Origin of the sequence: Klebsiella sp. K5-204 (genome assembly GCF_030128585.1) — a bacterium.
Classification (GTDB): Bacteria; Pseudomonadota; Gammaproteobacteria; order Enterobacterales; family Enterobacteriaceae; genus Klebsiella; species Klebsiella quasipneumoniae.
This window is the reverse complement of the sequence record NZ_JAKUZS010000002.1, coordinates 512,809-533,807: the sequence shown is the minus strand read 5'-3', so window position 1 is coordinate 533,807 and position 20,999 is coordinate 512,809. Positions and strand designations below refer to the sequence as shown.

The 20,999-nt window shown below is 61.0% G+C and carries 19 protein-coding genes; 6 read left to right on the top strand and 13 right to left on the bottom strand.

Translation table 11 applies throughout. From position 1 onward, the window contains the following. Positions 1-18 precede the first annotated feature (18 nt). The 5 genes from ccmB to MKR05_RS07995 all read right to left on the bottom strand — a co-directional run bounded on the left by ccmB (position 19) and on the right by MKR05_RS07995 (position 5,275). The gene (ccmB, locus tag MKR05_RS08015; RefSeq protein WP_284118126.1) at positions 19-678 is read right to left on the bottom strand and encodes a heme exporter protein CcmB; all 660 of its coding nucleotides are present in this window, start codon (positions 676-678) and stop codon (positions 19-21) included. Beyond that, the gene (gene ccmA, locus MKR05_RS08010; protein WP_284118127.1) at positions 675-1,298 is read right to left on the bottom strand and encodes a cytochrome c biogenesis heme-transporting ATPase CcmA; all 624 of its coding nucleotides are present in this window, start codon (positions 1,296-1,298) and stop codon (positions 675-677) included. Before ccmA ends, ccmB begins: the two co-directional genes overlap by 4 nt. Positions 1,299-1,381: 83 nt before the next feature. Then, positions 1,382-2,722 carry a cytochrome c gene (locus tag MKR05_RS08005; protein ID WP_205425479.1) on the bottom strand — a complete coding sequence of 447 codons (1,341 nt, stop codon included), beginning with the start codon at positions 2,720-2,722 and terminating at the stop codon, positions 1,382-1,384. 10 nt (positions 2,723-2,732) lie between these two features. Continuing rightward, positions 2,733-4,517, bottom strand: a complete 1,785-nt coding sequence (locus tag MKR05_RS08000; protein ID WP_002908285.1) for a GMC family oxidoreductase — start codon at positions 4,515-4,517, stop codon at positions 2,733-2,735. Positions 4,518-4,519: 2 nt separating this feature from the next. After that, positions 4,520-5,275, bottom strand: coding sequence for a gluconate 2-dehydrogenase subunit 3 family protein (locus MKR05_RS07995; protein ID WP_004175724.1), 756 nt, complete (start codon positions 5,273-5,275; stop codon positions 4,520-4,522). A gap of 501 nt (positions 5,276-5,776) precedes the next feature. Between MKR05_RS07995 and MKR05_RS07990 the strand changes: the two genes are divergently transcribed. Then, on the top strand, positions 5,777-6,148 hold the full coding sequence (locus MKR05_RS07990) for a VOC family protein (protein WP_205425480.1): 372 nt from the start codon (positions 5,777-5,779) through the stop codon (positions 6,146-6,148). A gap of 7 nt (positions 6,149-6,155) precedes the next feature. On the opposite strand, the gene MKR05_RS07985 is transcribed toward MKR05_RS07990, so the two are convergent. The 3 genes from MKR05_RS07985 to MKR05_RS07975 all read right to left on the bottom strand — a co-directional run bounded on the left by MKR05_RS07985 (position 6,156) and on the right by MKR05_RS07975 (position 10,151). Then, positions 6,156-7,226, bottom strand: a complete 1,071-nt coding sequence (locus MKR05_RS07985; protein WP_284118129.1) for an ABC transporter ATP-binding protein — start codon at positions 7,224-7,226, stop codon at positions 6,156-6,158. Then, positions 7,219-8,988 (bottom strand): iron ABC transporter permease, encoded by a 1,770-nt coding sequence (locus MKR05_RS07980; protein ID WP_004189548.1) that lies wholly within the window; start codon positions 8,986-8,988, stop codon positions 7,219-7,221. The genes MKR05_RS07985 and MKR05_RS07980 overlap by 8 nt, the downstream gene beginning before the upstream one ends. Positions 8,989-9,062: 74 nt before the next feature. Further along, on the bottom strand, positions 9,063-10,151 hold the full coding sequence (locus MKR05_RS07975) for an ABC transporter substrate-binding protein (RefSeq protein ID WP_072421560.1): 1,089 nt from the start codon (positions 10,149-10,151) through the stop codon (positions 9,063-9,065). 303 nt (positions 10,152-10,454) lie between these two features. Between MKR05_RS07975 and MKR05_RS07970 the strand changes: the two genes are divergently transcribed. Then, complete coding sequence (locus MKR05_RS07970) at positions 10,455-11,534, top strand: malate/lactate/ureidoglycolate dehydrogenase (protein WP_023290033.1); 1,080 nt, start codon at positions 10,455-10,457, stop codon at positions 11,532-11,534. 246 nt (positions 11,535-11,780) lie between these two features. Then, positions 11,781-13,931, top strand: a complete 2,151-nt coding sequence (fdhF, locus tag MKR05_RS07965; protein WP_023290034.1) for a formate dehydrogenase subunit alpha — start codon at positions 11,781-11,783, stop codon at positions 13,929-13,931. A gap of 47 nt (positions 13,932-13,978) precedes the next feature. On the opposite strand, the gene MKR05_RS07960 is transcribed toward fdhF, so the two are convergent. Further along, complete coding sequence (locus MKR05_RS07960) at positions 13,979-15,136, bottom strand: M20 aminoacylase family protein (protein ID WP_284118130.1); 1,158 nt, start codon at positions 15,134-15,136, stop codon at positions 13,979-13,981. A 296-nt stretch (positions 15,137-15,432) separates the two neighbouring features. Between MKR05_RS07960 and MKR05_RS07955 the strand changes: the two genes are divergently transcribed. From MKR05_RS07955 to MKR05_RS07945, 3 genes are all read left to right on the top strand, one after another. Continuing rightward, a complete protein-coding gene (locus MKR05_RS07955) occupies positions 15,433-16,632 on the top strand; it encodes an MFS transporter (protein ID WP_044523748.1) in 1,200 nt (399 codons plus the stop codon). 115 nt (positions 16,633-16,747) lie between these two features. Beyond that, entirely contained in the window at positions 16,748-17,182 is a 435-nt protein-coding gene (locus MKR05_RS07950; RefSeq protein WP_072413319.1) for a VOC family protein, read from the top strand. Between the two features lie 40 nt (positions 17,183-17,222). Then, on the top strand, positions 17,223-17,615 hold the full coding sequence (locus MKR05_RS07945) for a VOC family protein (RefSeq protein ID WP_032453198.1): 393 nt from the start codon (positions 17,223-17,225) through the stop codon (positions 17,613-17,615). Positions 17,616-17,744: 129 nt separating this feature from the next. Here the strand turns inward: MKR05_RS07945 and MKR05_RS07940 are convergent, their stop codons facing one another. From MKR05_RS07940 to MKR05_RS07925, 4 genes are all read right to left on the bottom strand, one after another. Further along, positions 17,745-18,332, bottom strand: a complete 588-nt coding sequence (locus MKR05_RS07940) for a DUF1062 domain-containing protein (protein ID WP_165476267.1) — start codon at positions 18,330-18,332, stop codon at positions 17,745-17,747. Positions 18,333-18,631: 299 nt separating this feature from the next. Further along, positions 18,632-19,354, bottom strand: coding sequence for an amino acid ABC transporter ATP-binding protein (locus MKR05_RS07935; RefSeq protein ID WP_002908374.1), 723 nt, complete (start codon positions 19,352-19,354; stop codon positions 18,632-18,634). Continuing rightward, a complete protein-coding gene (locus tag MKR05_RS07930; RefSeq protein ID WP_004151161.1) occupies positions 19,341-20,105 on the bottom strand; it encodes an amino acid ABC transporter permease in 765 nt (254 codons plus the stop codon). Before MKR05_RS07930 ends, MKR05_RS07935 begins: the two co-directional genes overlap by 14 nt. A 63-nt stretch (positions 20,106-20,168) precedes the next feature. Then, the gene (locus MKR05_RS07925; protein WP_008804504.1) at positions 20,169-20,936 is read right to left on the bottom strand and encodes a basic amino acid ABC transporter substrate-binding protein; all 768 of its coding nucleotides are present in this window, start codon (positions 20,934-20,936) and stop codon (positions 20,169-20,171) included. Positions 20,937-20,999 lie beyond the last annotated feature (63 nt).

Here is a 20,999-nt window from a genome sequence, read left to right as displayed (position 1 = left end):
GCCCGCAGGCGCAGCGAATTATTGCACGGTCAGCCGCAGCGAGGCGGCGGTGGCGAACGGGCACAGGGTGGCGCTGGCGGTTAAGAACGCCGCCAGCATCGCCAGATAGCCGCCGACCGGAAGCCCGGCGGCCGCCGCCTGGCAGGCCGCGGTGGCGAAAATCAGCAGCGGCACCGCCAGCGGCAGCACCAGCAGGCTCAGCAGGACGCCGCCGCGCTTCAGGCCGACGGTCAGGCCAACCCCCACCGCGCCAAGAAAACTGAGCGTCGGCGTGCCAAGCAGCAAGGTCAGCGCCAGCACGCCGGCGTCGTGCAGGTTCATCCCCAGCAGCAGCGCCGCCAGCGGCGAGACGATCAGCAGCGGCAGGCCGCTCATCATCCAGTGAGCGACCACCTTCACCAGCACCACCGCCACCAGCGGCGTCGGCAGAAGCATCAGTTGCTCCAGGGAACCGTCCTGCCAGTCGTCGCGAAACAACCGATCCATCACCAGCAGCGCCGCCAGCAGCGCGGCGACCCACACCACGCCCGGCGCAATCTGCGCCAGCAGCTGCGGCGCGGCGCCGACGCCGAACGGAAACAGGGTGATGACGATCAGAAAGAACCATAGCGGATTGAGGATCTCCGCCCCGCTGCGCCACGCCAGGCGCAGTTCCCGGGCCAACAGCGCTCTCATCATTGCCGCCTCCCGCCGTCGTCGCCGAGGCGCATGGTGCGCAACGGGCAGCCCAGCGGCCGCAGCGGCTGATGGGTGGTGAGGATCGCGCTTCCCCCCTGCCGGGCGTGCTGCTCCAGGCGTCGGGTCAGGGTTTCTATCGCCGTGGCGTCGAGGGCGGTGAACGGCTCATCGAGGATCCACAGCGGCGCATCGGTTAACCACAGGCGGGTTAACGCCACCCGGCGCTGCTGCCCTGCGGAGAGCTGGCTTAAGGGGAGATCTTCATAGCCCGCCAGGCCGACGGCGGCGAGGGCGCTTTCCCGCTGCTGAAGGCGGCTGGCCGGAAAGAAGAAACGCAGGTTTTCATCGGCGGTCAGCGCCGCGTTGACGCCGGGCTTATGGCCCAGCCACAGCAGCTGCCGGTGAAATGACTCCCGCACCTGGGCCAGCGGCTGGCCCTGCCAGCTCACCACCCCGCTTTCCGGGCGCGCCAGGCCGCAAAGGATCCGCAGCAGCGAGGTTTTCCCCGCGCCGTTATCACCGGCGACCTGCAGCAGCTCGCCGGCAGCAAGGGACAGCGTCAGCTCCGCAAACAGCGGTCGATCGTCAACGATGCAGGTCAGTCGCTCTGCATACAGCATGAAGGCAAACTCCTTGATTCAGACAGTATTTTACGTCCTGGCTAAGTATGGGTTGCGCCGCGCGGGCGACGCAACCCTGACGGTTACTGTCCGGCCCCCGGCAGCTTCGAGATATCGGCGTTGCCTAACGCCTTCTCATCGCGCGCCGCGGTCTCCTTACGCACCTTCGCCACATCGCTGGCGCTGACCGCCGGCGCGTTGTTGCCCCAGCTGGTGCGGATGAAGTTGACCACATCCGCCACCTGCTGGTCGTCCAGACGCCAGCCGAATGACGGCATGGTCAGGTTGGAGACCGCATCTTTCACCGCCGGCGTGGTGCTCCCGGTCAGAACGATGTGGATAAGCGAAGTGGCATCTTCGGTCTGCACCACCGGGTTGCCCTTCAGCGACGGGAAGGCGCGCTGATAGCCCGCGCCGTCGGTGCGGTGGCAGGCGGCGCAGTTATCGACATACAGCGCGGCGCCGGTTTTGCTGTCGTTACCCTTCCACAGATCTTTCGCCACGCTGTCTTCCACCGGGGCTGGGGTCTGTTTGCCGCCGCGCGGCGGGAGCGACTTCAGATAGCGGGCGATGGCGGTGATGTCGTCATCAGAGAGATACTGCAGACTGTGCTCCACCACATCGCTCATGCCGCCGAAGACCACCGATTTATCGTTACGTCCGGTTTTCAGGAACTCAGCCAGCTCGGCTTCGCTCCAGGTCCCCAGACCGTCGCGATTTTCACCGCGCAGGCTGGAGGCGACCCAGCCGTCAATCGGCGCATTGCTGCCCGCCAGGTAATCATCGCCTTCGCTTTCGCTGAGCGCTTTTTCCTGCATCGTCAGGCTACGCGGGGTATGACAGGCGCCGCAGTGGCCCAGGCCTTCCACCAGATAGCGACCGCGCTCCAGCACCGGGTCAACCTGCGGGTTGGCGACAAAATCGCTCGGCGTCGGGGCGAAGATGCCGCGCCAGAACGCCAGCGGCCAGCGCATCGACAGCGGCCACGGGATGTCGGTGTCCTTGTTGGCGACATTCACCGGCTCCACGCCATGCATAAAGTAGGCGTACATGGCGCGCATGTCCGCTTCACTGATCCGCGCGAATGAGGGATACGGCATTGCCGGATAGAGCGTGGAACCGTCTTTCCGCACACCCTTGCGCACCGCGTCGTCGAACTCTTCGAAGGTGTACCCGCCGATGCCGTGTTCTTTATCCGGCGTGATATTGGTGGAGTAGATGGTGCCGATCGGCGTCTCCATCGGCAGACCGCCGGCGAAAGGTTTGCCCGCTTTGCCGTTGGTGTGGCAGGCGACACAGTCCCCCGCCCGCGCCAGATACTCCCCTTGCTTAATCAGATTGCTGTCCGCAGGCGCCTCTTCGGCGAAGGCCGCGCAGCTCAATGCCCCAAGCACCAGGGCCGATAACCATTGCATTTTCATCATCTGCCTTCCTTTATGCCTGCACCAGGGGACCCGGATTTTTCAGATACTGCTCGCGGATCGCCTTCGCTGACCAGTACGCCAGCGCGGCCACCGTGCCGGTTGGGTTATAGCCCAGCCCCTGCGGGAAAGCGGAGGCGCCGATGACGAAGACGTTATGCACGTCCCAGCTTTGCAGATAACGGTTAACGGCGCTGGTTTTCGGATCTTCCCCCATCACCGCCCCGCCGTTCATATGGGTGGTCTGGTAGGTGGTGGTATCAAAGTGGCTGTTGGCGTTTTTCGGGCTGCCGAGGATATATTTCGGCTTCATCGCTTTGGCGATCGGCGCCATCTTATCGAACATAAACTGCGCCATCTTGATGTCGTTTTCCTGCCAGTCAAAGGTCATGCGCAGCAGCGGCTGGCCAAAGACATTTTTGTAGTTCGGATCAAGATCGAGGTAGTTCTGCCGATAGGACTGGTGCGCGCCGTGAGCATCCATCGACAGGTGATGGGTGTAGGTATCGGCCACCGCCGCTTTCCATTTGCTGCCCCACGCCGGGGTGCCCGGCGGTACCGGGAAACCGGAGATGGGCTTGGTCCCGGCCTGGTTGACCCAGAACGGCGAACCGCCGACAAAGCCCGCCGCGCCGTGGTCGAAGTTGTCGGCGTTGAAGTCGTCGACGCCGACGCCGTTGCCGCCCGCGCCGATAAAGGGGTTGGTGTAGGTGTCTTTGTCGAAAATGGCCTTGATGGTGGTCATGTTCTGGTAGGCGAAGTTACGCCCCACCACCCCTTCGCCGGTCTCCGGATTGTAGGGTTTGCCGATCCCGGAGAGCAGCATCAGGTGCACGTTATGGAACTGGAAGGCGCCGATGATCACCAGGTCCGCCGGCTGCTCCATTTCGCGTCCCTGGCCGTCGACGTAGGTCACGCCGGTGGCACGGGATTTGTCGTCGGTCAGGTTGACCTTCAGCACGTTGGCGTTGGTCCGCAGCTCAAAGCGTTTTTCCTGGCGCAGCGCCGGCAGAATGTTCACGTTCGGCGAGGCTTTGGAGTACATGTAGCAGGCGTAGCCGCTGCAGAAACCGCAGAAGTTGCACGGGCCCATCTGCGCGCCGTACGGGTTGGTATAGGAGTCGGAAGTGTTGGCCGACGGCAGGTTGTAGGGATGGTAGCCCACCTCGAGCGCCGCTTTTTCAAACAGCTGCGCCGACCAGGTGTTTTTCTGCGCCGGCAGCGGGAAGTCATCTGAGCGGTCCGGGGCGAAGGCGTTGCCGCCGCGGCCTTTGCCGACCACCTTGCCTTTGATCGACCAGGCGGTCCCGGAGGTGCCGAACACTTTCTCCGCTTTATCGAAGAACGGTTCCAGCTCGTCGTAGGTGACGCCGAAATCCTGGATGATCATATCCTGGGGAATGAAGTTTTTGCCGTAGCGCTCTTCATAGTGGCTGCGCATCCGCAGTTCGATGGGATCGACGCGGAAATGGACGCCGGACCAGTGCAGCCCGGCGCCGCCCACGCCGGTACCCGGCAGGAAGGCCGCCAGCTGGCGATACGGCACCGCCTGCTGGCTGGTGTTATGCCGGATGGTGACGGTGCTTTTCGACAGGTCCTGGAACAGCTTGCGGCGGATGTTGTAGGTCAGCTCATCAATCACCTGCGGATAGGCGCCGTCCGGCCAGGTGTCGCGCATCGGGCCGCGCTCCAGCGCCACGACGTTGAGCCCGGCTTCGGTCAGCTCTTTGGCCATGATCGCCCCAACCCAGCCGAAGCCGACGATCGCGACATCGGTTTTTTTCAATACGGTGGCCATGATTACGCCCTCTCCCCATTAATTGATACCGGCGGGAAGGGGTAGCGTTCGCCCCGTTCAACCCAATCCATAAAGTCGGCGCGCGCGCCGGGAAAATTAATCAGCGTCCAGCCGACCATGCCTTTGTTACCGCCATGGATCGGGTCGCTGAAGAAGCCTTCGCGGGTGTTCTGCAGCAGATAGGTGAAGAACAGCGAAGCCGGTAGCTGTTTGAACTCGGCTTTGCCCGATTCCCACAGGCCGAGCGCCTCGTCCTGCTGCTCGCTGCTCAGTTCAGCAAAGGTCTTGTGATACTTGTCCTGACACCAGGCCTCGGCATCGGCGATCCCGAGGTTATAGATCTGTTTGGGCACCAGCGGCAGCTGATAGCCCATCTCTTTCGGCACGTCGGGGTTGAAGGGCCCCTGCATATACCAGATGGAGCCGGTGGCGTAAGGGGTATTGAGCTGGCGGTCAATAAACTCCGGCACGCCGGCCTCTTTAGCGCCGGGGCCAAGTTCATCCGCCGGGATTAAGCGAGCGACAGCGGCGTTGATAAACGCCCACTCACGATCGTTGAAGAACTGCGGCTTCCAGTCGCTGGCCGCCGCCGTGTTCCCGGAGGCTGGCTCTGAAGCGGGGGCCGCCTGCGCGGTCGCGCTGGTGGCCACGCCAATGGCCCCTGCTCCCGCGCCGCCGATCACCACCGTCGGGATCAGCGCCATCGATTTCACCAGGAAATCACGCCTGGAATTGTTAGTTTTCTCGCTCGACATCATCACATTCCTGTCATTGAAAATTACTGTTTTTGTCGCTGACAAAACCAGTGAATGTCGTGCTGGAACCGATACCATTGCGCTTTTAAACCGCTTAGCGTCTGGCCCGGACCGGCAAGTCGGATAAAACATCGCCAGAGGCGATATCATTTATAGGGTTATCGTTTGGATAGTAGACGATTCTCAACGAAACGCGGGAAATCGGAGAGAAATTCACCGGAATGTCATCGTGAGAAGGGTGCTGCCATAACCTTGAGGCGGTAAACCGGCGGCGTTCACACCGCGCTGAGCTTACCCATGCGCCAAAAAAGAGTGACTTGTATCACAAATGTTATTTTTTGTTTATGGTACATGGCAGATTAAACGTCTGTAAATACTCGTATTAGGAATAATTAAACATTTTGAGCTGTTAAAAAAGTTACTACCCGTTGTTAACTATTTTGCATCTATTTCCCGGCTAACGCGTTCGGCTGGCGATACCCCGTCCACAGGAGAAGAGAAGAGATGTTCGATCATGTGAAATTCGGCGTCAGCGACTATGCCGCCAGCAAAGCGTTCTTTTTACAGGCTCTGGCCCCGCTTGGCGTAACGCTGGTCGATGAAGGCGAGCCGACCTACGGCGCAGAGCTGGCCGGCAGCGGCGATGTCTCTTTGTGTCTCTATCAAAGTGCGGACAACCCTGCGCCGCTGCATATCGCCTTTCGCGCCGACAGCCGCGAGCAGGTAGACGCTTTCTGGCAGGCGGCGCTGGCCGCCGGAGGAAAGGACAACGGCGCGCCGGGGTTACGGCCCAACTACCACGCCGGGTACTACGCCGCCTTTGTGATCGCGCCAGACGGGCACAATATTGAAGCCGTGTGCCATCTGGCGTCTTAACAAACGGTTACCGCTGCGGAAAAATCCACACATCCTCCGCCGGAAGCGTCAGATGGCAGTGTTCAGCATCGCGCAGCGCGGTTCCGTAGGCGCGTAGCGGAAAGTCGTCGCCCTCGGTGCGGAACAGGTACTCCCAGCGGTCGCCGAGGTACATGCTGGTCAGCAGCGGTAGCTGGAGACTGTTATCCTGCGCCGCGCCGTCAAGACGCAGGCGCTCGACGCGGATCACCGCCGTCGCCGGCTCGCCGACGCTGACCCCCTCGCCCGCTCGCCCCCACAGGCTCCAGCTGGCGCCTTCGATACGCGCCCTGCCGTTCTCCAGCGCCATCACCTTGCCGTGCAGGCGGTTATTGCTGCCCATAAACTCGGCGGCGAACAGCGTCGCCGGGCTGCCGTACATCTCCTGCGGCGTCCCCTGCTGCTCGATGACGCCATTGTTCAGCAGCAGAATACGATCGGAGATGGCCATCGCTTCATTTTGATCGTGGGTGACCATCAGCGCCGAGAGGCCCAGCTTGATGATCAGCTCGCGCAGAAACACCCGCGCCTCCTCGCGCAGCTTGGCGTCGAGGTTAGAGAGCGGCTCATCCAGCAGGATCACCGGCGGGTTGTAGACCAGCGCCCGGCCAATGGCCACCCGCTGCTGTTGGCCGCCGGAGAGCTGGTGCGGATGGCGGTTGCCAAGATGCCCCAGCCCCAGCTGATCCAGCACGCCCTGCACCCGCTCCTTTATCTCCCCGGCGGCGACTTTACGCAGCTTCAGCGGATAGGCCACGTTGTCGAACACCGTTTTGTGCGGCCACAGGGCATAGGACTGGAACACCAGGCCGAGGTTACGCTCTTCGGCCGGGATTTCGCTGCGCGGCGTGCCGTCGTACACCGTGCGGTTGCCGATGGCGATCCGTCCGCTCGTCGGCTTCTCCAGCCCGGCCACCGCCCGCAGCAGCGTGGTTTTGCCGCTTCCCGAAGGCCCCAGCAGCGACACCACCTCTCCCCGGCCGAGCGTCATCGACACGCCTTTCAGCACCGGGTTGTCGCCATAGGTGAGATGCAGATTTTCAACCGATAACTCAATCATGTAATTTCACTCCAAAGCGCAGGGCGATGCCAAGGCCAATCACCACCAGCAGAATATTGATAAAGGAGAGCGCCGCGACGATATCGATGGCCCCCGCCGCCCACAGCGACACCAGCATCGAGCCGATGGTTTCGGTACCCGGCGACAGCAGATAGACGCCGGTGGAATATTCGCGCTCAAAGATCAGAAACATCAGCAGCCAGGAGCCAATCAGCCCATAGCGCGACAGCGGGACGGTGACGTGGCGGGTGATCTGCCCCCGCGAGGCGCCGGTGCTGCGCGCCGCCTCCTCCAGCTCCGGTCCCACCTGCAGCAGCGTCGAGGAGATGAGCCGCAGGCCATAGGCCATCCATACCACGGTGTAGGCCAGCCAGACGCTGAAGATGGTATTGCGCAGCGCGCGCAGCTGCACGATAAGGTGCTCCCGCAGCCAGTCCGCCACCGGCAGCGCCGAGAGCCAGCCATGCTTCAGCGACTGATCGAGCCACATCGGCACAAACAGGAACACCCACAGGAAGGCCAGACCGGCCAGCAGCCCCGGCACCGCGCGCGGGACCAGCACGCTGTAGTCAAGAAAGCGGGTGACGTTGTCCGCTTTGCGGTGCATGGCGATGCCGACAAACAGATAGCAGATCACCGCCAGCGCGCCGCCGACGATGCCGATAGCCATCGAGTTGACGATCGCCCGCAGCAGGTTGGGCTGCTGCCAGATATTGTGGAACGTCGTCAGCGACAGCTCGTCCCACAGCGACACGCCGACGCCCCAGTTGGAGATAAAGGCGCGCAGCGCCACGCCGAGCAGCGGCACGCCGATGGTCACCGTCAGCCAGGCCACCACCACCGCCCCGGCCACCCAGCGCCATTTGCCCAGCGGCAGCGCCCGCGCCTGCGACGCCTTGCCCTTCATGGTGACAAAGCGGTTGGCGGTGCGCATCAGCCGACGCTGGAGCATGACCAGCGGGATGGTGATGCAGATCAGCACCACCGCCACCGCCGCCATCAGATGGTAGGAGGGGGTGCCAAGCTTATTGGTCAGCTTGTAGAGATAGGTCGCCAGCACCATGTTGCCCTCGGGGTCGCCCAGCACCAGCATCAGACCGAAGACTTCCAGACCAAGGAAAAAGAGCAGCACGCAGGCGTAAAGAATGGAGGGCCGCACCATTGGCAGACTCACCGAAGTCATCACCTGCAGCGGCGTGGCGCCGACGGTGCGCGCCGCCTCTTCCACGTCCGAGCCGACGCTGCGCAGCGCCGAGGAGATATAGAGATAGGCGTGCGGCACGTGGGTTAAGCCGGCGATGACCACAATGCTGAACATCGAGTAGATATTCCACGGCACAAAGCCGATCAGCTGCTGCGCCCACTGGGAAAAGAAGCCTACCGGCCCGGCGGCCACCACGTAGCCAAAGCCCAGCACCATCGGCGAGACGAAGATCGGCACCAGGATCAGCGGCTCAATGAACCGTCGGCCGGGTAAATCGGTGCGTACCATCAGAAAGGCCAAAATACCGCCCAGCGGAATGGCGATAATCACCAGGCCAAAGGCCAGAATAAACCCTGACCTTAACGCCAGATAAAAATCCGGGTCGGTAAAAATAAAGGCGAAGGCTTCCAGACTCCAGGATTTGGAGCGGGAAAAGAACGGCGCGGAGAGAAAACTCTGCACCACAATAAATAACAGCGGGACGTAAATCACCAGCGCCGTGATGCACACCACCACGCCGCGCGGCAGCCCCTGCCACTTTCTGCGTAATACATTCATGGTTCATCCCTTTGGTCAGGTGAATAAACCCGCCGGGTGTGAATAAGGGACATCGGCGATGCCCCGGGGGAGGATTATTTCGCGGCGGCGCTGCGCCATTGTTTAATAAACTGCAGACGTTTTTGCGGCTGTAAATAATCCAGCAGCGTTTCGTTGACCGGGATCGGTTTTAACGCTTTGCCCAGCAGCGTGGTCATGCCGTCGATATCATTTTTGCCTTCAATATCGCGACGAAGAGAGGGAATATCCGCCTGGCTGGCGAGGATCTGTTGGCCTTTTTCCGACAGGACATAATCCAGCCACAATTTCGCCGCATTGGGATGTTCGCTCTCCTGGCTAATAAACGAGACGCGGGAGAGCACCAGCACGTAATCTTTCGGATAGGCGATGCCTAAAGAGGGATCGTTTTTCGCCCGCGCTTCGGCATAGGAGCCAAGAATGTTATAGCCGATCAGGTTTTCGCCAGAGGAGACACGCTCCATCATCGTGCCGGTGGAAGACTGCACCGTCAGGCCGCCTTTAGCGATATTCGCCAGGTCGGTAAAATAGTTTGCGTCGGCCTGGCTGTCCTGGACCGCCAGCATAAAGCCGAGGCCCGATTTTTCGATATCGTAGGTGGTGACTTTGCCTTTAAATTTATCGGCCTGGCTGGCGATCAATTTGGCCAGCGCGGTGTGCGAGTCCGGCACCTCATTCTGCGGGATCAGCCGTTTGTTATAGATAAATACCACCGGCTCGTAGGTGGTGCCATAGGCTTTCTGCTGCCACACCGCCCAGTCGGGTAATTGCTTCACCTCCGGCGAGGCATATTGTTCCGCGTACTCGGTGGCTAATTTCAGCGCGGTATCCATCGATGAGCTCCACACCACGTCCCCGCTGCCGCCCCCGGCGGCCTGCTCGCTGATATAGCGGTTATACAGCTCGGTGCTGTTCATGTCGTTATATTCGACTTTTACGCCCGGATATTGCGCTTCAAATCCTTTAATTAACGGCCCGGCCGCTTTGGTATCGGTTGTGGAATAGATCACCACCTTGCCCTCTTGGACGGCGGCATCAACCGTTTTTTGATAATCCGCCGGATAGCCCGCAGGCACCTCCGCCCAGGCGGCACAGGCGAAAACGGCCGTCAGTGAAACCACTAAACCACTTATTTTCTTATACATGATACCAACCTTTAATCATCAATTAATAAACACAAATTTAACATATAGTGGTATCAGCTCCCCTTGCAACGCCGGGGCTGGCTTTTTTCTGGCTTTTGTGACAGTGGCAGAATTTAAAAATGTGGTGTTTATGACGTTAATTAAAACGCGATCCCGGACCGGTTTTTTATCGTCTGTCGTATAACGCAGGCGCTGGCGCAGTGGCCTGTCGCCGGGAGAGTCCGCCCTTGACCTTCTGCGCCGGGCGGCGCAGCATAAAACGGCAAACATAACAAAATAACAACAGACTACAGGAGAGAATCAGTGCCAACAGGACACCGCTTTCTGGCGACGGATCTGCATCAGTTTGTCGTCTCACTGTTTACCCATCTCGGCAGCCGCTCAGAAGAAGCGACGCTGGTCGCCGACCATCTGATCGCCGCCAACCTGGCCGGGCATGACTCCCATGGCGTCGGGATGATCCCAAGCTATGTCAAATCCCACGCCGGCGGCTTTCTGCAGCTCAACCGCCACGCCACGGTCACCAAAGACGCCGGCGCCGTGGTCACCCTCGACGGCAACGCCGGCTTCGGCCAGGTGGTCGCCCACGAAGCGATGCAGTTAGGCATCGAAAAGGCGAAGCAGCACGGCATGGCGGCTATCGCCCTGCGCAATGCGCATCACGTCGGACGCATCGGCTACTGGGCGGAGCAGTGCGCCGCCGCCGGGCTGATCTCCATTCACTTCGTCAGCGTGATCGGCGACCCGATGGTCGCCCCGTTCCGCGGAAAAGACAGCCGCTTCGGCACTAACCCGCTGTGCGTGGTGTTTCCCCGCGCGGGCCATCCGCCGCTGCTGCTGGACTACGCCACCAGCGCCATCGCCTTTGGTAAAACCCGCGTCGCCTGGCACAAAGGAGAAGCCGTGGCGCCCGGCTGCCTGATCGACGCCCAGGGGCTGCCCACCACCGACCCGGCGGTGATGCAGACCTCGCCGCTGGGCGCCCTGCTCACCTTCGCCCAGCACAAAGGCTATGCCCTGGCGACACTGTGCGAAGTGCTCGGCGGCGCGCTCTCCGGGGGGCAAACCACCCATCAGGAAAGCCTGCAGACCAGCGTCGACGCCATCTTTAACTGCATGACCACCGTGATCCTGCGCCCGGACGCGTTCGATGCCCCGGACAGCCAGGCGCAGACGGAGGCCTTTATCGCATGGTGTAAACAGTCGCCGCACGATCCCGATGCCCCGGTGCTGGCCCCCGGCGAATGGGAGGCCGCCAACCGCGAAGCGCGTCTGGCCGAGGGGATCCCGCTGGATGCGGGCAGCTGGCAGGCAATCTGCGCCGCCGCGCGCGACGTCGGCCTGAGCGAGTCGCATATCGCCCGCTGCCGCCCTCTCGCGTAGCGGCATTATCCCCTGCAGAGCGTCTGACGTCGGCGCCCTGCGTCATCGTCATTAGTGACGAGGTCACGCTCCCGTCATCCTTCTCCTGTTATTTTTCATTGTAAATCAATATATTAAAATCTGGCACGAGACCTGCATAGCGCAGCGGGCCTGCGTCCGCATCACCACCAGGCGATACCGCGATCGTTGCCCGTCGGGCCCGACGCGACAGCGATCCTCTGTTCACTGTTAACAGGTCTGTTACTGATGAAAAAAATCACGAGCGTGTGCCCCTACTGCGGGGCGGGTTGCAAACTTAAACTGGTTGTCGACAACAATAAAATCATTCGCGCGGAAGCCGCCGACGGCGTCACCAACCAGAACCAGCTGTGCCTGAAAGGCTATTACGGCTGGGATTTTCTGAACGACACGCAGCTCCTGACGCCCCGTCTTAAACAACCAATGATCCGCTACCAGAAAGGCGGCGCCTTTACGCCGGTCAGCTGGCAGGAGGCGATTCGCTATACCGCCAGCAAGCTCAGGGAGATCAAAGAGAAGCATGGCCCGCGCGCCATCATGACCACCGGCTCCTCGCGCGGCACCGGCAACGAAACCAACTATGTGATGCAAAAGTTCGCCCGCGCGGTGCTGAACACCAACAACGTCGACTGCTGCGCCCGCGTCTGCCATGGCCCTTCCGTCGCCGGGCTGCAGCAGGCGCTGGGCAACGGGGCGATGAGCAACTCGATAAGCGACATCGAAAACTCGAAGTGCCTGTTGGTCTTTGGCTACAACTGCGCCGACTCCCATCCCATCGTCGCCCGCCGGGTGATCAAAGCCCGGGAAAACGGCGCTAAAATCATCGTCTGCGATCCGCGACGCATTGAAACCGCACGCATAGCCGACCGTCATCTGCAGCTTAACAACGGCAGCAACATGGCGCTGGTGAACGCCTTCGGCTATGTATTGCTGGAAGAAGAGCTGTACAACAAAGCCTATGTCGAACGCTATACCGAAGGGCTGGACGCCTACCGCGAGGCGGTGAAAGATTACGCCCCGGAAGCAGTGGAAGGGATTGTCGGGGTCAGCGCGCAGGCGATCCGCGAGGCAATGCGCATGTTTGCCGCCGCCCCTTCCGCCACCATTATGTGGGGCATGGGGGTCACCCAGTTTGGCCAGGCGGTGGACGTGGTGCGCGGCCTGGCAAGCCTGGCGCTGCTCACCGGCAACCTGGGACGGGCGAACGTCGGCGTTGGCCCGGTCCGTGGGCAAAACAATGTACAGGGCGCCTGCGATATGGGCGTGCTGCCGAACCTGTTCCCCGGCTATCAGGAGGTCACCGACCCGGCCGTGCGGGCGAAATTCGCCGCCGCCTGGGGGATCGACCCGGCGCAGATGGATGACCAGGTCGGCACCCGCATCACCGAGGTGCCGCATAAGGCGCTGACGGGCGAGATCAAAGCCTACTACATCATGGGCGAAGATCCGCTGCAGACCGAAGCCGACCTCGGCCTGGTGCGCAAAGGCATCGAGGCGCTGGACTTCGTGGTGGTGCAGGATATCTTCATGACCAAAACGGCGGAGATTGCCGATGTCCTGCTGCCGGCCACCTCCTGGGGCGAGCACGGCGGCGTCTTCACCTGCGCCGACCGCGGGTTTCAGCGGTTTGAACAGGCGATCCCGCCGGCGGGGAATGTGAAGCGCGACTGGGAGATCATCAGTCTGCTGGCCAGCGAAATGGGCTATCCGATGCACTATGAGAGCAACCAGCAGATCTGGGACGAGATGCGCGAGCTCTGCCCGCTGTTCTACGGCGTGACCTGGGAGAAAATGGGCGATATGGGCCATGTTCAGTGGCCATGCCCGACCCTCGACCACCCCGGCACGCCGTGGCTGTATAAAGACAACCGCTTCGACACCCCATCAGGTAAAGGGCAGCTGTTCGCCACCGCCTGGCGCGCGCCGGCGGAGCGTCCGGATGATGAATGGCCGCTGGTGCTCTGCACAGTGCGGGAGGTGGGGCACTACTCCTGCCGCTCGATGACCGGCAACTGCGCCGCGCTGCAGTCGCTGGCCGACGAGCCGGGACGGGTGCAGATGAATCCCGTGGATGCGCAACGGCTGGGGATCGCCGACAAACAGCTGGTGTGGGTAAGCTCCCGGCGCGGAAAGGTCATCACCCGCGCCGACCTCAGCGATCGCATCAACCCGGGCGCGGTCTATATGACCTATCAGTGGTGGGTGGGCGCCTGTAATGAGCTGACCCAGGATAACCTGGACCCAATCTCCAAAACGCCGGAGACCAAATACTGTGCGGTGAAAGTGGAAGCGATTGCCGACCAGCAGTGGGCGGAGCGCTATGCCTGGACCGCCTACAGCGACATGAAGGCGCGACTGAAAGCCGCCGCCGACGTCTGACCTCAGGGAGCGCGCGCGCTCCCTTCCCTCCTGCCGCTGCCGGCGGGTTACGCCGCCGGCAGCTGTTTCTCCACCAGCGCCACCCACATCGCCACCCCGTGGCTAATCAGCGCGTCGTTAAAGTCATAGCTGGCGTTATGCAACGGCTTCGACGGCGTTTCACCATCGGTGCCGATCCAGAAATAGGCCCCCGGACAGACCTCCAGCATGCAGGCAAAATCCTCAGAGGCCATCGACGGCGCCTGGTTCCAGCGCACCACCTCCGCGCCGAGGGTGGCGACCGCCACCTCGCGCAGCAGCTGCGCCTGCGGCGCATGGTTTTTGGTCACCGGATACCCGGGAAACCAGCTAATCTCGCCCCGGACATCGGACACCTGAGGCTGGGTGGCCACATAGCTTTCGATAAGCTCCCGCACGCGGGCGCGAACGCGATTGCTCAGGCAGCGGAAGGTGCCGCGCAGCACCACGGTGTCCGGCAGGACGTTGATCGCCTCGCCGCCGTTTATCTGGGTGATGCTGACCACCGCGGAATCCTGTGGCGACAGGCGACGGGAGGGGATGGTCTGCAGCGCCATAATCAACTGTGCCGCGGCGACGATGGGATCGGCCCCGCTCTCCGGCATCGCCGCATGGCAACTTTTGCCGCGCAGGGTGATCTCGAAGGCGTCGAGGGAAGCCATCATCGCGCCATCGCTGAGCGCCACTTCGCCGAGGGGGATCCCCGGCCAGTTATGCAGCGCGTAAATCGCATCCATCGGGAAGCGTTCGAATAACCCCTCTTCCACCATTTTGCGCGCGCCGCCAAGGTTCTCTTCCGCCGGCTGGAAGACAAAGTGGACGGTACCGCTGAACTGGCGGGTCTGCGCCAGATGGGCCGCGGCCGCCAGCAGCATCGCGGTGTGGCCATCGTGGCCGCAGGCGTGCATTACCCCGGCGCGGCGCGAACGGTAGCTGACGCTCCCCAGCTCGGTGATCGGCAGGGCGTCCATATCGGCGCGCAGGCCGATGACCGGCCCGGGGCCGTTTTCCAGCGTCGCCACGACGCCGGTGCCGGCCAGCCCGCGATGAACCTGCAGGCCAAACGAGACCAGCAGCTCGGCGACGCGGCGCGAGGTCTCCTGCTCCTGATATCCGAGCTCAGGCGCGGCGTGAAACTCACGTCGCCAGCCTGTGGCTTCGGCGATCAGTGACGGCGATACGGCCATGTATTACTCCTTTCCTGCATAGCGTAATGCTGAATAATTGGGTCATGCGTTGCGTTTTTCCCCGTCGCTCACCGGCGCCGGGTCGCTGCCGCTCCCTCCGTTATATCCTGTCGTTAACACGCTGACAACGTCACGAAATGCGGCGGCGGCGCGGCGTACACGCCAGCCGCCGCCGGGCGGACCTTTTTTGGTAGTGATTTCAACGGTGACAACGGCCAGGCGATTAATTATTATGCAACTCAGGACGGCAATTTGCCGAAGGATTCACTACTGACCTCTCCGTCATCGGAAATAAAATGTTTAACCCAGACCAGAATCGTCTTGCCCCCACGCTGGCGATGATCATGGCCGCGTCGCTCGTGGGATTTATCACCGGCTATACGGTGCCGTTAATCAGTCTTGAGCTGGCGCAGCAGCAGGTTGCGCCGCTGTACGTCGGCCTGCTGGCCGCCCTGCCGCCCGCCGGTATGATGATCTCCTCTTTCCTCTCTCCTGCGCTGTGCCGGCGCGTTGAAATGGGCGTACTGCTGAGCGGCAGTCTGATCCTGCTGGCGCTGGCGACCATCGCCTCATGCATGACCACCGATATGACGCTGCTTCTGCTGCCGCGCCTGCTGACCGGCCTGGCCTCCGGGGTCATTATCGTACTGGGCGAAAGCTGGATCACCGGCGGCGCGGCGGGCAGCCAGCGCGCCACCCTCACCGGCATCTACGCCTCGGCCTTTACCGGCTGTCAGCTGGCCGGACCGCTGCTGATCTCCGTCGGCCCCGCCTGGCAGGCCTCGGCGCTGATGGCGATCGTCGCGGTCACCGCCGTCTGCCTGCTGATGCTGCGCCATCTGCCCACCGGCACCCGCGAAAGCCTTGGGGAGCGCGCCAGCTGGCGCAGCCTCGGCGCCTTCCTGCCGGTACTGGCCTCCGGGGTCTTCTGCTTCGCCTTCTTCGACGCCAGCATCCTCGCCCTGCTGCCCCTGTACGGCATGGACAAGGGGCTTAATGAAGGAATGGCGGTGCTGCTGGTGACCGTGGTGCTTACCGGGGATGCGATGTTCCAGACCCCGCTCGGCTGGCTGGCCGACCGGGTCGGCATTCGCCGCGTGCATCTGGCCTGCGCGGTGGTCTTCAGCCTGTCGCTGCTGGCCCTGCCGCTGATGCTCGGCTCACGCATTCAGCTGATGGCCATTTGTCTGCTGCTGGGCGCCGCGGCGGGGGCGCTGTATACCCTGTCGCTGGTGCGGGCGGGGAAAACCTTTAGCGGACAGAAGCTGATTATGATTAACGCCCTGTTCGGCTTTTTCTGGTCCGCCGGCAGCGTTGCCGGGCCGGTAGTCAGCGGCATGCTGATCGGCATCACCGGCTACGATGGCCTGATCGCCACCCTGGTGGCCAGCGGCGGGCTGTTCCTGCTGATCCAGTGTCTGTGTAAAAACGAGAAAACCCTGCTCGCCAGCGAGCAGGAAGAGGACATGGACGAAGCGACGGAGTCCGCGCAGTAGTCCTGACGGGCTGGCCTGGCGCCAGCCTTTTTTATGGCCCTTACCGGAGGGCATCCTGTTTTTGCTGGCTCACTGCTGTTAACCATTGCCGGCCCCCCTGCCAGGAGGACATTCCATGGAAAGCAATACCTTACATCGTGGCAGATTGATCGATCATATTCTGCTGGTTGTCGAAGACTTTGAGGCAAGCAAAAACTTCTATACCGCCGTACTGTCGGCGCTGGAGATCCCGGCGATCGCCAGCGCCAATGAATACTTGCTGGCCGACGAACTGGTGGTGGCCTCACGCCACAGCCCGGAGGCCGCCGGGAAACTGACTGGGCGCCACCATCTGGCGTTCCAGGCCAGAGATCGCCACATGGTGGACGCTTTTTACCATGCGGCGCTGACCCATGGCGGACGCGATAACGGCGCGCCTGGCGAACGACACTATCATTCTGGCTACTATGCCGCTTTTGTGCTGGATCCGCAGGGGAATAATATTGAGGCGGTGTACCATGGCGAGGCTGAGCGCAGCGCCGGGTCTGTTGCCATCCGCTTCACGCAGTAAGCGGGCGAAAGTCACCTTTTGCCCGCAACAGGAGGACACTATGTTTTCATACATTATGCTGGGAACGAACGATCTACCACGCGCCATCGAGTTCTATGACCCGTTAATGGCATTGCTGGGGCACGCCAAAGCCGGCCGTAACGAACAAGGCGCCTCATGGGGCACCTTCAACGGCAACCAGACCTGCGGGCTGTGCGTGGGCGTCCCCTTTGATCAGCAGCCTGCCGGGGTGGGCAATGGAACGATGGTGGCGCTTAACGCCCGCTCCGTCGAACATATTGCGGAACTGCATGCCCTCGCCCTGCAACTCGGCGGACGTGACGAAGGCGCGCCCGGTCACCGTCCGCAGTATGGCGACGGCTTTCACAGCGCCTACGTCCGCGATCCCGACGGCAATAAGCTGGCGTTTGTTTATTATGCGTCGGCAGCTTGAATGGCTGCTGCGGAAGTGCCTTTTTCAGGCAGTAATGAGTAATTCAGGACGGCCGACTTCGCCGTCCTGATTTCATTGAGAATAACGAAAAACCGCGGTTAAAGCGCTACGGCTTATCTTCCCGACGAGTTATCTACAGCGAAGTGATAACGTAATCCGGCGTCGCGCATACAGCGTTTCCGCCGCCAGCTGAAAATGACATTCCATCTCCCTCAGCTTTTTCGTCTTGAGCTGTTTTACTGGAATACCTTTGATCTGCCCTGTCGCGACCAACCACCGGATATCAGCCGTACTCAGCTTGAGCTGCTTTTTCAGTATTGATAGCAGGCTGACGCGAAAAGGCTGAAGGACCCGAACGCGCACCATTATTTGCGGGCAAGCCATCAACCTGACCGACCAATGCTCCTGAATACGAAAATCAGGTTGCCCCGACGGCTCGGCGCCGTTGCGCTTCAGCGTCGCGAAGTCAGCGGCATAATAGCGAACCATGGCAGCATCGTTCTGCCTCAGACGCTGAAGCCGTTCGCGGTTAATCTTGCTGACGTGCAGCCTGGAAAACAGGGCGATATTCCAGGTGTAATCGCAGTGCGTGCATTTATAGATGCTCCAGATATCCAGCAGCTTCTTTTGCGAATTCACCCGGATGGCGCCGGAAGGGGCGAAGTCGCGTTTTACATTGCAGGAGGGGCAGCGTTTGGCAATGTGCTGATACCCCACGGGCGTGACCGTCCATGTAACTGTCATAACGTACCTTTTTTAACCCATACGAAACCGAGTCCGTCATTAACGGACCATGATTTTTGGCGTATGAAAAATAGTTAGTCGCTATTTTTCAGTGGGTTAAAAAAAGATTTCCAACGTTATATTCCTGGTGAAGCCCAAAGCGATACCCGGAGATTAACAAAGGAGTCGTCACGGGATTTATGAGTTCAGTCAATGTTTGTACTGATGATGAAAAACATCATCAATATATCTGACAACACTCAGCGGGCTGGCCTGGCGCCAGCCCGCTCGGTTTACAGCACCTTGCTGAGGAACGCGGCGGTGCGTGGGTTGCTCGGCGCGCTAAAGATCTGCCCCGGCTTGCCCTCTTCCTGAATCACGCCCTGGTCGATGAAGATCACCCGGTCGGCCACTTCGCGGGCAAAGCCCATTTCGTGGGTCACGATCACCATGGTCATCCCCTCGCTGGCGAGGTTTTTCATCACCTCCAGCACGTCGCCCACCAGCTCCGGATCCAGCGCCGAGGTGGGCTCATCGAACAGCATAATCGACGGCTTCATCGCCAGCGCGCGGGCAATCGCGACGCGCTGCTGCTGGCCGCCGGACAGACTCGAGGGCCAGGCGTCGCGCTTATCGCTTAAGCCCACCTTCGCCAGCAAGGCTTCCGCCAGGTCGACCGCCTGCTGGCGCGGCATATTGCGCAGATTCATGGGCGCCATAATCAGGTTTTCCAGCACCGTCATGTGCGGGAACAGGTTAAAGCGCTGGAACACCATGCCGACGCTTTCGCGCATCTTGTTGAGGTCGGTAGTGCGGTCGTGGGCGGCAAAGCCGTTGACCACCACCTCGCCTTCGCTGACCGTCTCGAGGGCGTTCATACAGCGCAGAAAGGTACTTTTCCCCGATCCGGAGGGGCCGATGATGCACACCACTTCCTGCGGTTTAATGTCGCAGCTGATGCCGCGCAGCACGTGGCTGTCGCCGAAGCGCTTATGTAAGTTATTAATGTGAATCACTTTTGCCAAACCTCTTTTCCAGACGGTTAACCAGCTGCGCCAGCAGGAAGGTGATCACCCAGTAGACCAGGGAGATGGTCAGGTAGGGTTCCCAGTAGGTGGCGTAGGCGCCGGAGACGGTGCGCGCGGCGTAGGCCAGATCGGCCAGGCCTATCGCCGAGGCCAGCGACGAGTCTTTGACTATGGCGATGGCGTTGTTGCCCAGCGGCGGCAGAATGCGGCGAAACGCCTGGGGCAGGATCACCTTGCGCATGGTTTTCCACCACGGCATGCCCAGCGCGCGGGAGGCCTCCATCTGCCCTTTGTCGATCGACTGGATGCCGGCGCGGAAAATCTCCGACACATAGGCGCCAGCGTTAAGGGTGATCGCCACAATGCAGGAGAGGAACGCCCCGTAGCTGGCGCGCAGCTCGCGGGCAAAGTCGGCGCTCATCAGGCCGCTGGTCACCAGCAGGCCGTCGCGCGGGTTAATAAACAGCGGCACCAGCGCAAAGTGCACCACCATGATCTGCACGAACAGCGGCGTACCGCGGAAGGCGCTAACGTAAAAGCGCACCGGAAACTGCACCAGGTAGCGGAGAATATATTTCCATGGCCCGTGCTCGGCCTTCGCCATCCGTCCGAGACCGAGGGTTAACCCCCACAGCGTCCCGAGGATCACGCAGATAATGGTACATTTAATCGTCATCAGGGCGCCGTCCACAAACAGCGGGCCGTACTCCTCGATGATCTCCCAACGGAATCCCGTCATAGTCCTTCCCTAAAAAATACGGCTATCGCCTGGGCGATAGCCGTGGTCACTGAAAAAGGTGGGTTATTGCGCTGGCAGCGTCGGCACGTTGTCGTCGAACCAGGTTTTATAGATTTTGGCGTAAGTGCCGTCGGCAACAATCTTCTGCAGACCGGCGTTGATTTTGCCCAGCAGTTCGCTGTTGCCTTTCGCCACCGCGATACCGAAATACTGGCGTTCAAATTTGGCATCCGGCACCAGCTTGAACTGCTTCTCCGGGTGCTGCTTGATGTAGTACTTCACCACCCCGACGTCACCCACCGCGGCGCTGACGCCGTCCTCGAACAGCTCCTGGAGCATCAGCGGGGTATTGTCGAAGCGCTTGATCGCCGTGCTGTTTTTGCCCAGTACCTCAGAGACCACGATATCGCCGGTGCTGGAGTTCACCACCCCGACCTTCTCGTTTTTCAGGGCCGCGAGGGAATCGACCTGCGAATCCTGGGCGACGACGATAGACTGCTCGGCCGGGAAGTACGGCGCGGAGAAATCGACCATCTGTTTGCGTTTATCGGTGATGGTGATCCCGGAGATGATGATGTCGCGGTCGCCGGTGTTCAGCGTGGCGAAGATACCTTCCCATGGGGTATTGACCAGTTTGACGTCAAAGCCTTCGGCTTTGGCGATGGCTTTGATGATGTCGATATCAAAACCTTCCAGCTGTTTCTGGCTGTTTTCAAATTCAAATGGCCGGTAGGTGCCGCCGGAGCCGACGGTGTAGGTTTCCGCAGCCGCCTGTCCGGCTGCCGTCAGCGCGGCCATCATGAAACACGCTTTGAGCAAATTCTTAACCATGAGATATCCTTTTTATGCATTTATTTTGCATAAAAATACACACACTTACTTTTGTATGCAACC

Coding starts and splice junctions, on each gene's coding strand:
- MKR05_RS08005 (WP_205425479.1), bottom strand. CDS start 2,722: ATGATGAAAATGCAATGGTTATCGGCCCTGGTGCTTGGGGCATTGAGC.
- MKR05_RS07995 (WP_004175724.1), bottom strand. CDS start 5,275: ATGATGTCGAGCGAGAAAACTAACAATTCCAGGCGTGATTTCCTGGTG.
- MKR05_RS07985 (WP_284118129.1), bottom strand. CDS start 7,226: ATGATTGAGTTATCGGTTGAAAATCTGCATCTCACCTATGGCGACAAC.
- fdhF (WP_023290034.1), top strand. CDS start 11,781: ATGAAAAAAATCACGAGCGTGTGCCCCTACTGCGGGGCGGGTTGCAAA.
- MKR05_RS08000 (WP_002908285.1), bottom strand. CDS start 4,517: ATGGCCACCGTATTGAAAAAAACCGATGTCGCGATCGTCGGCTTCGGC.
- ccmB (WP_284118126.1), bottom strand. CDS start 678: ATGATGAGAGCGCTGTTGGCCCGGGAACTGCGCCTGGCGTGGCGCAGC.
- MKR05_RS07955 (WP_044523748.1), top strand. CDS start 15,433: ATGTTTAACCCAGACCAGAATCGTCTTGCCCCCACGCTGGCGATGATC.
- MKR05_RS07980 (WP_004189548.1), bottom strand. CDS start 8,988: ATGAATGTATTACGCAGAAAGTGGCAGGGGCTGCCGCGCGGCGTGGTG.
- ccmA (WP_284118127.1), bottom strand. CDS start 1,298: ATGCTGTATGCAGAGCGACTGACCTGCATCGTTGACGATCGACCGCTG.
- MKR05_RS07925 (WP_008804504.1), bottom strand. CDS start 20,936: ATGGTTAAGAATTTGCTCAAAGCGTGTTTCATGATGGCCGCGCTGACG.
- MKR05_RS07975 (WP_072421560.1), bottom strand. CDS start 10,151: ATGTATAAGAAAATAAGTGGTTTAGTGGTTTCACTGACGGCCGTTTTC.
- MKR05_RS07945 (WP_032453198.1), top strand. CDS start 17,223: ATGTTTTCATACATTATGCTGGGAACGAACGATCTACCACGCGCCATC.
- MKR05_RS07960 (WP_284118130.1), bottom strand. CDS start 15,136: ATGGCCGTATCGCCGTCACTGATCGCCGAAGCCACAGGCTGGCGACGT.
- MKR05_RS07950 (WP_072413319.1), top strand. CDS start 16,748: ATGGAAAGCAATACCTTACATCGTGGCAGATTGATCGATCATATTCTG.
- MKR05_RS07990 (WP_205425480.1), top strand. CDS start 5,777: ATGTTCGATCATGTGAAATTCGGCGTCAGCGACTATGCCGCCAGCAAA.
- MKR05_RS07930 (WP_004151161.1), bottom strand. CDS start 20,105: ATGACGGGATTCCGTTGGGAGATCATCGAGGAGTACGGCCCGCTGTTT.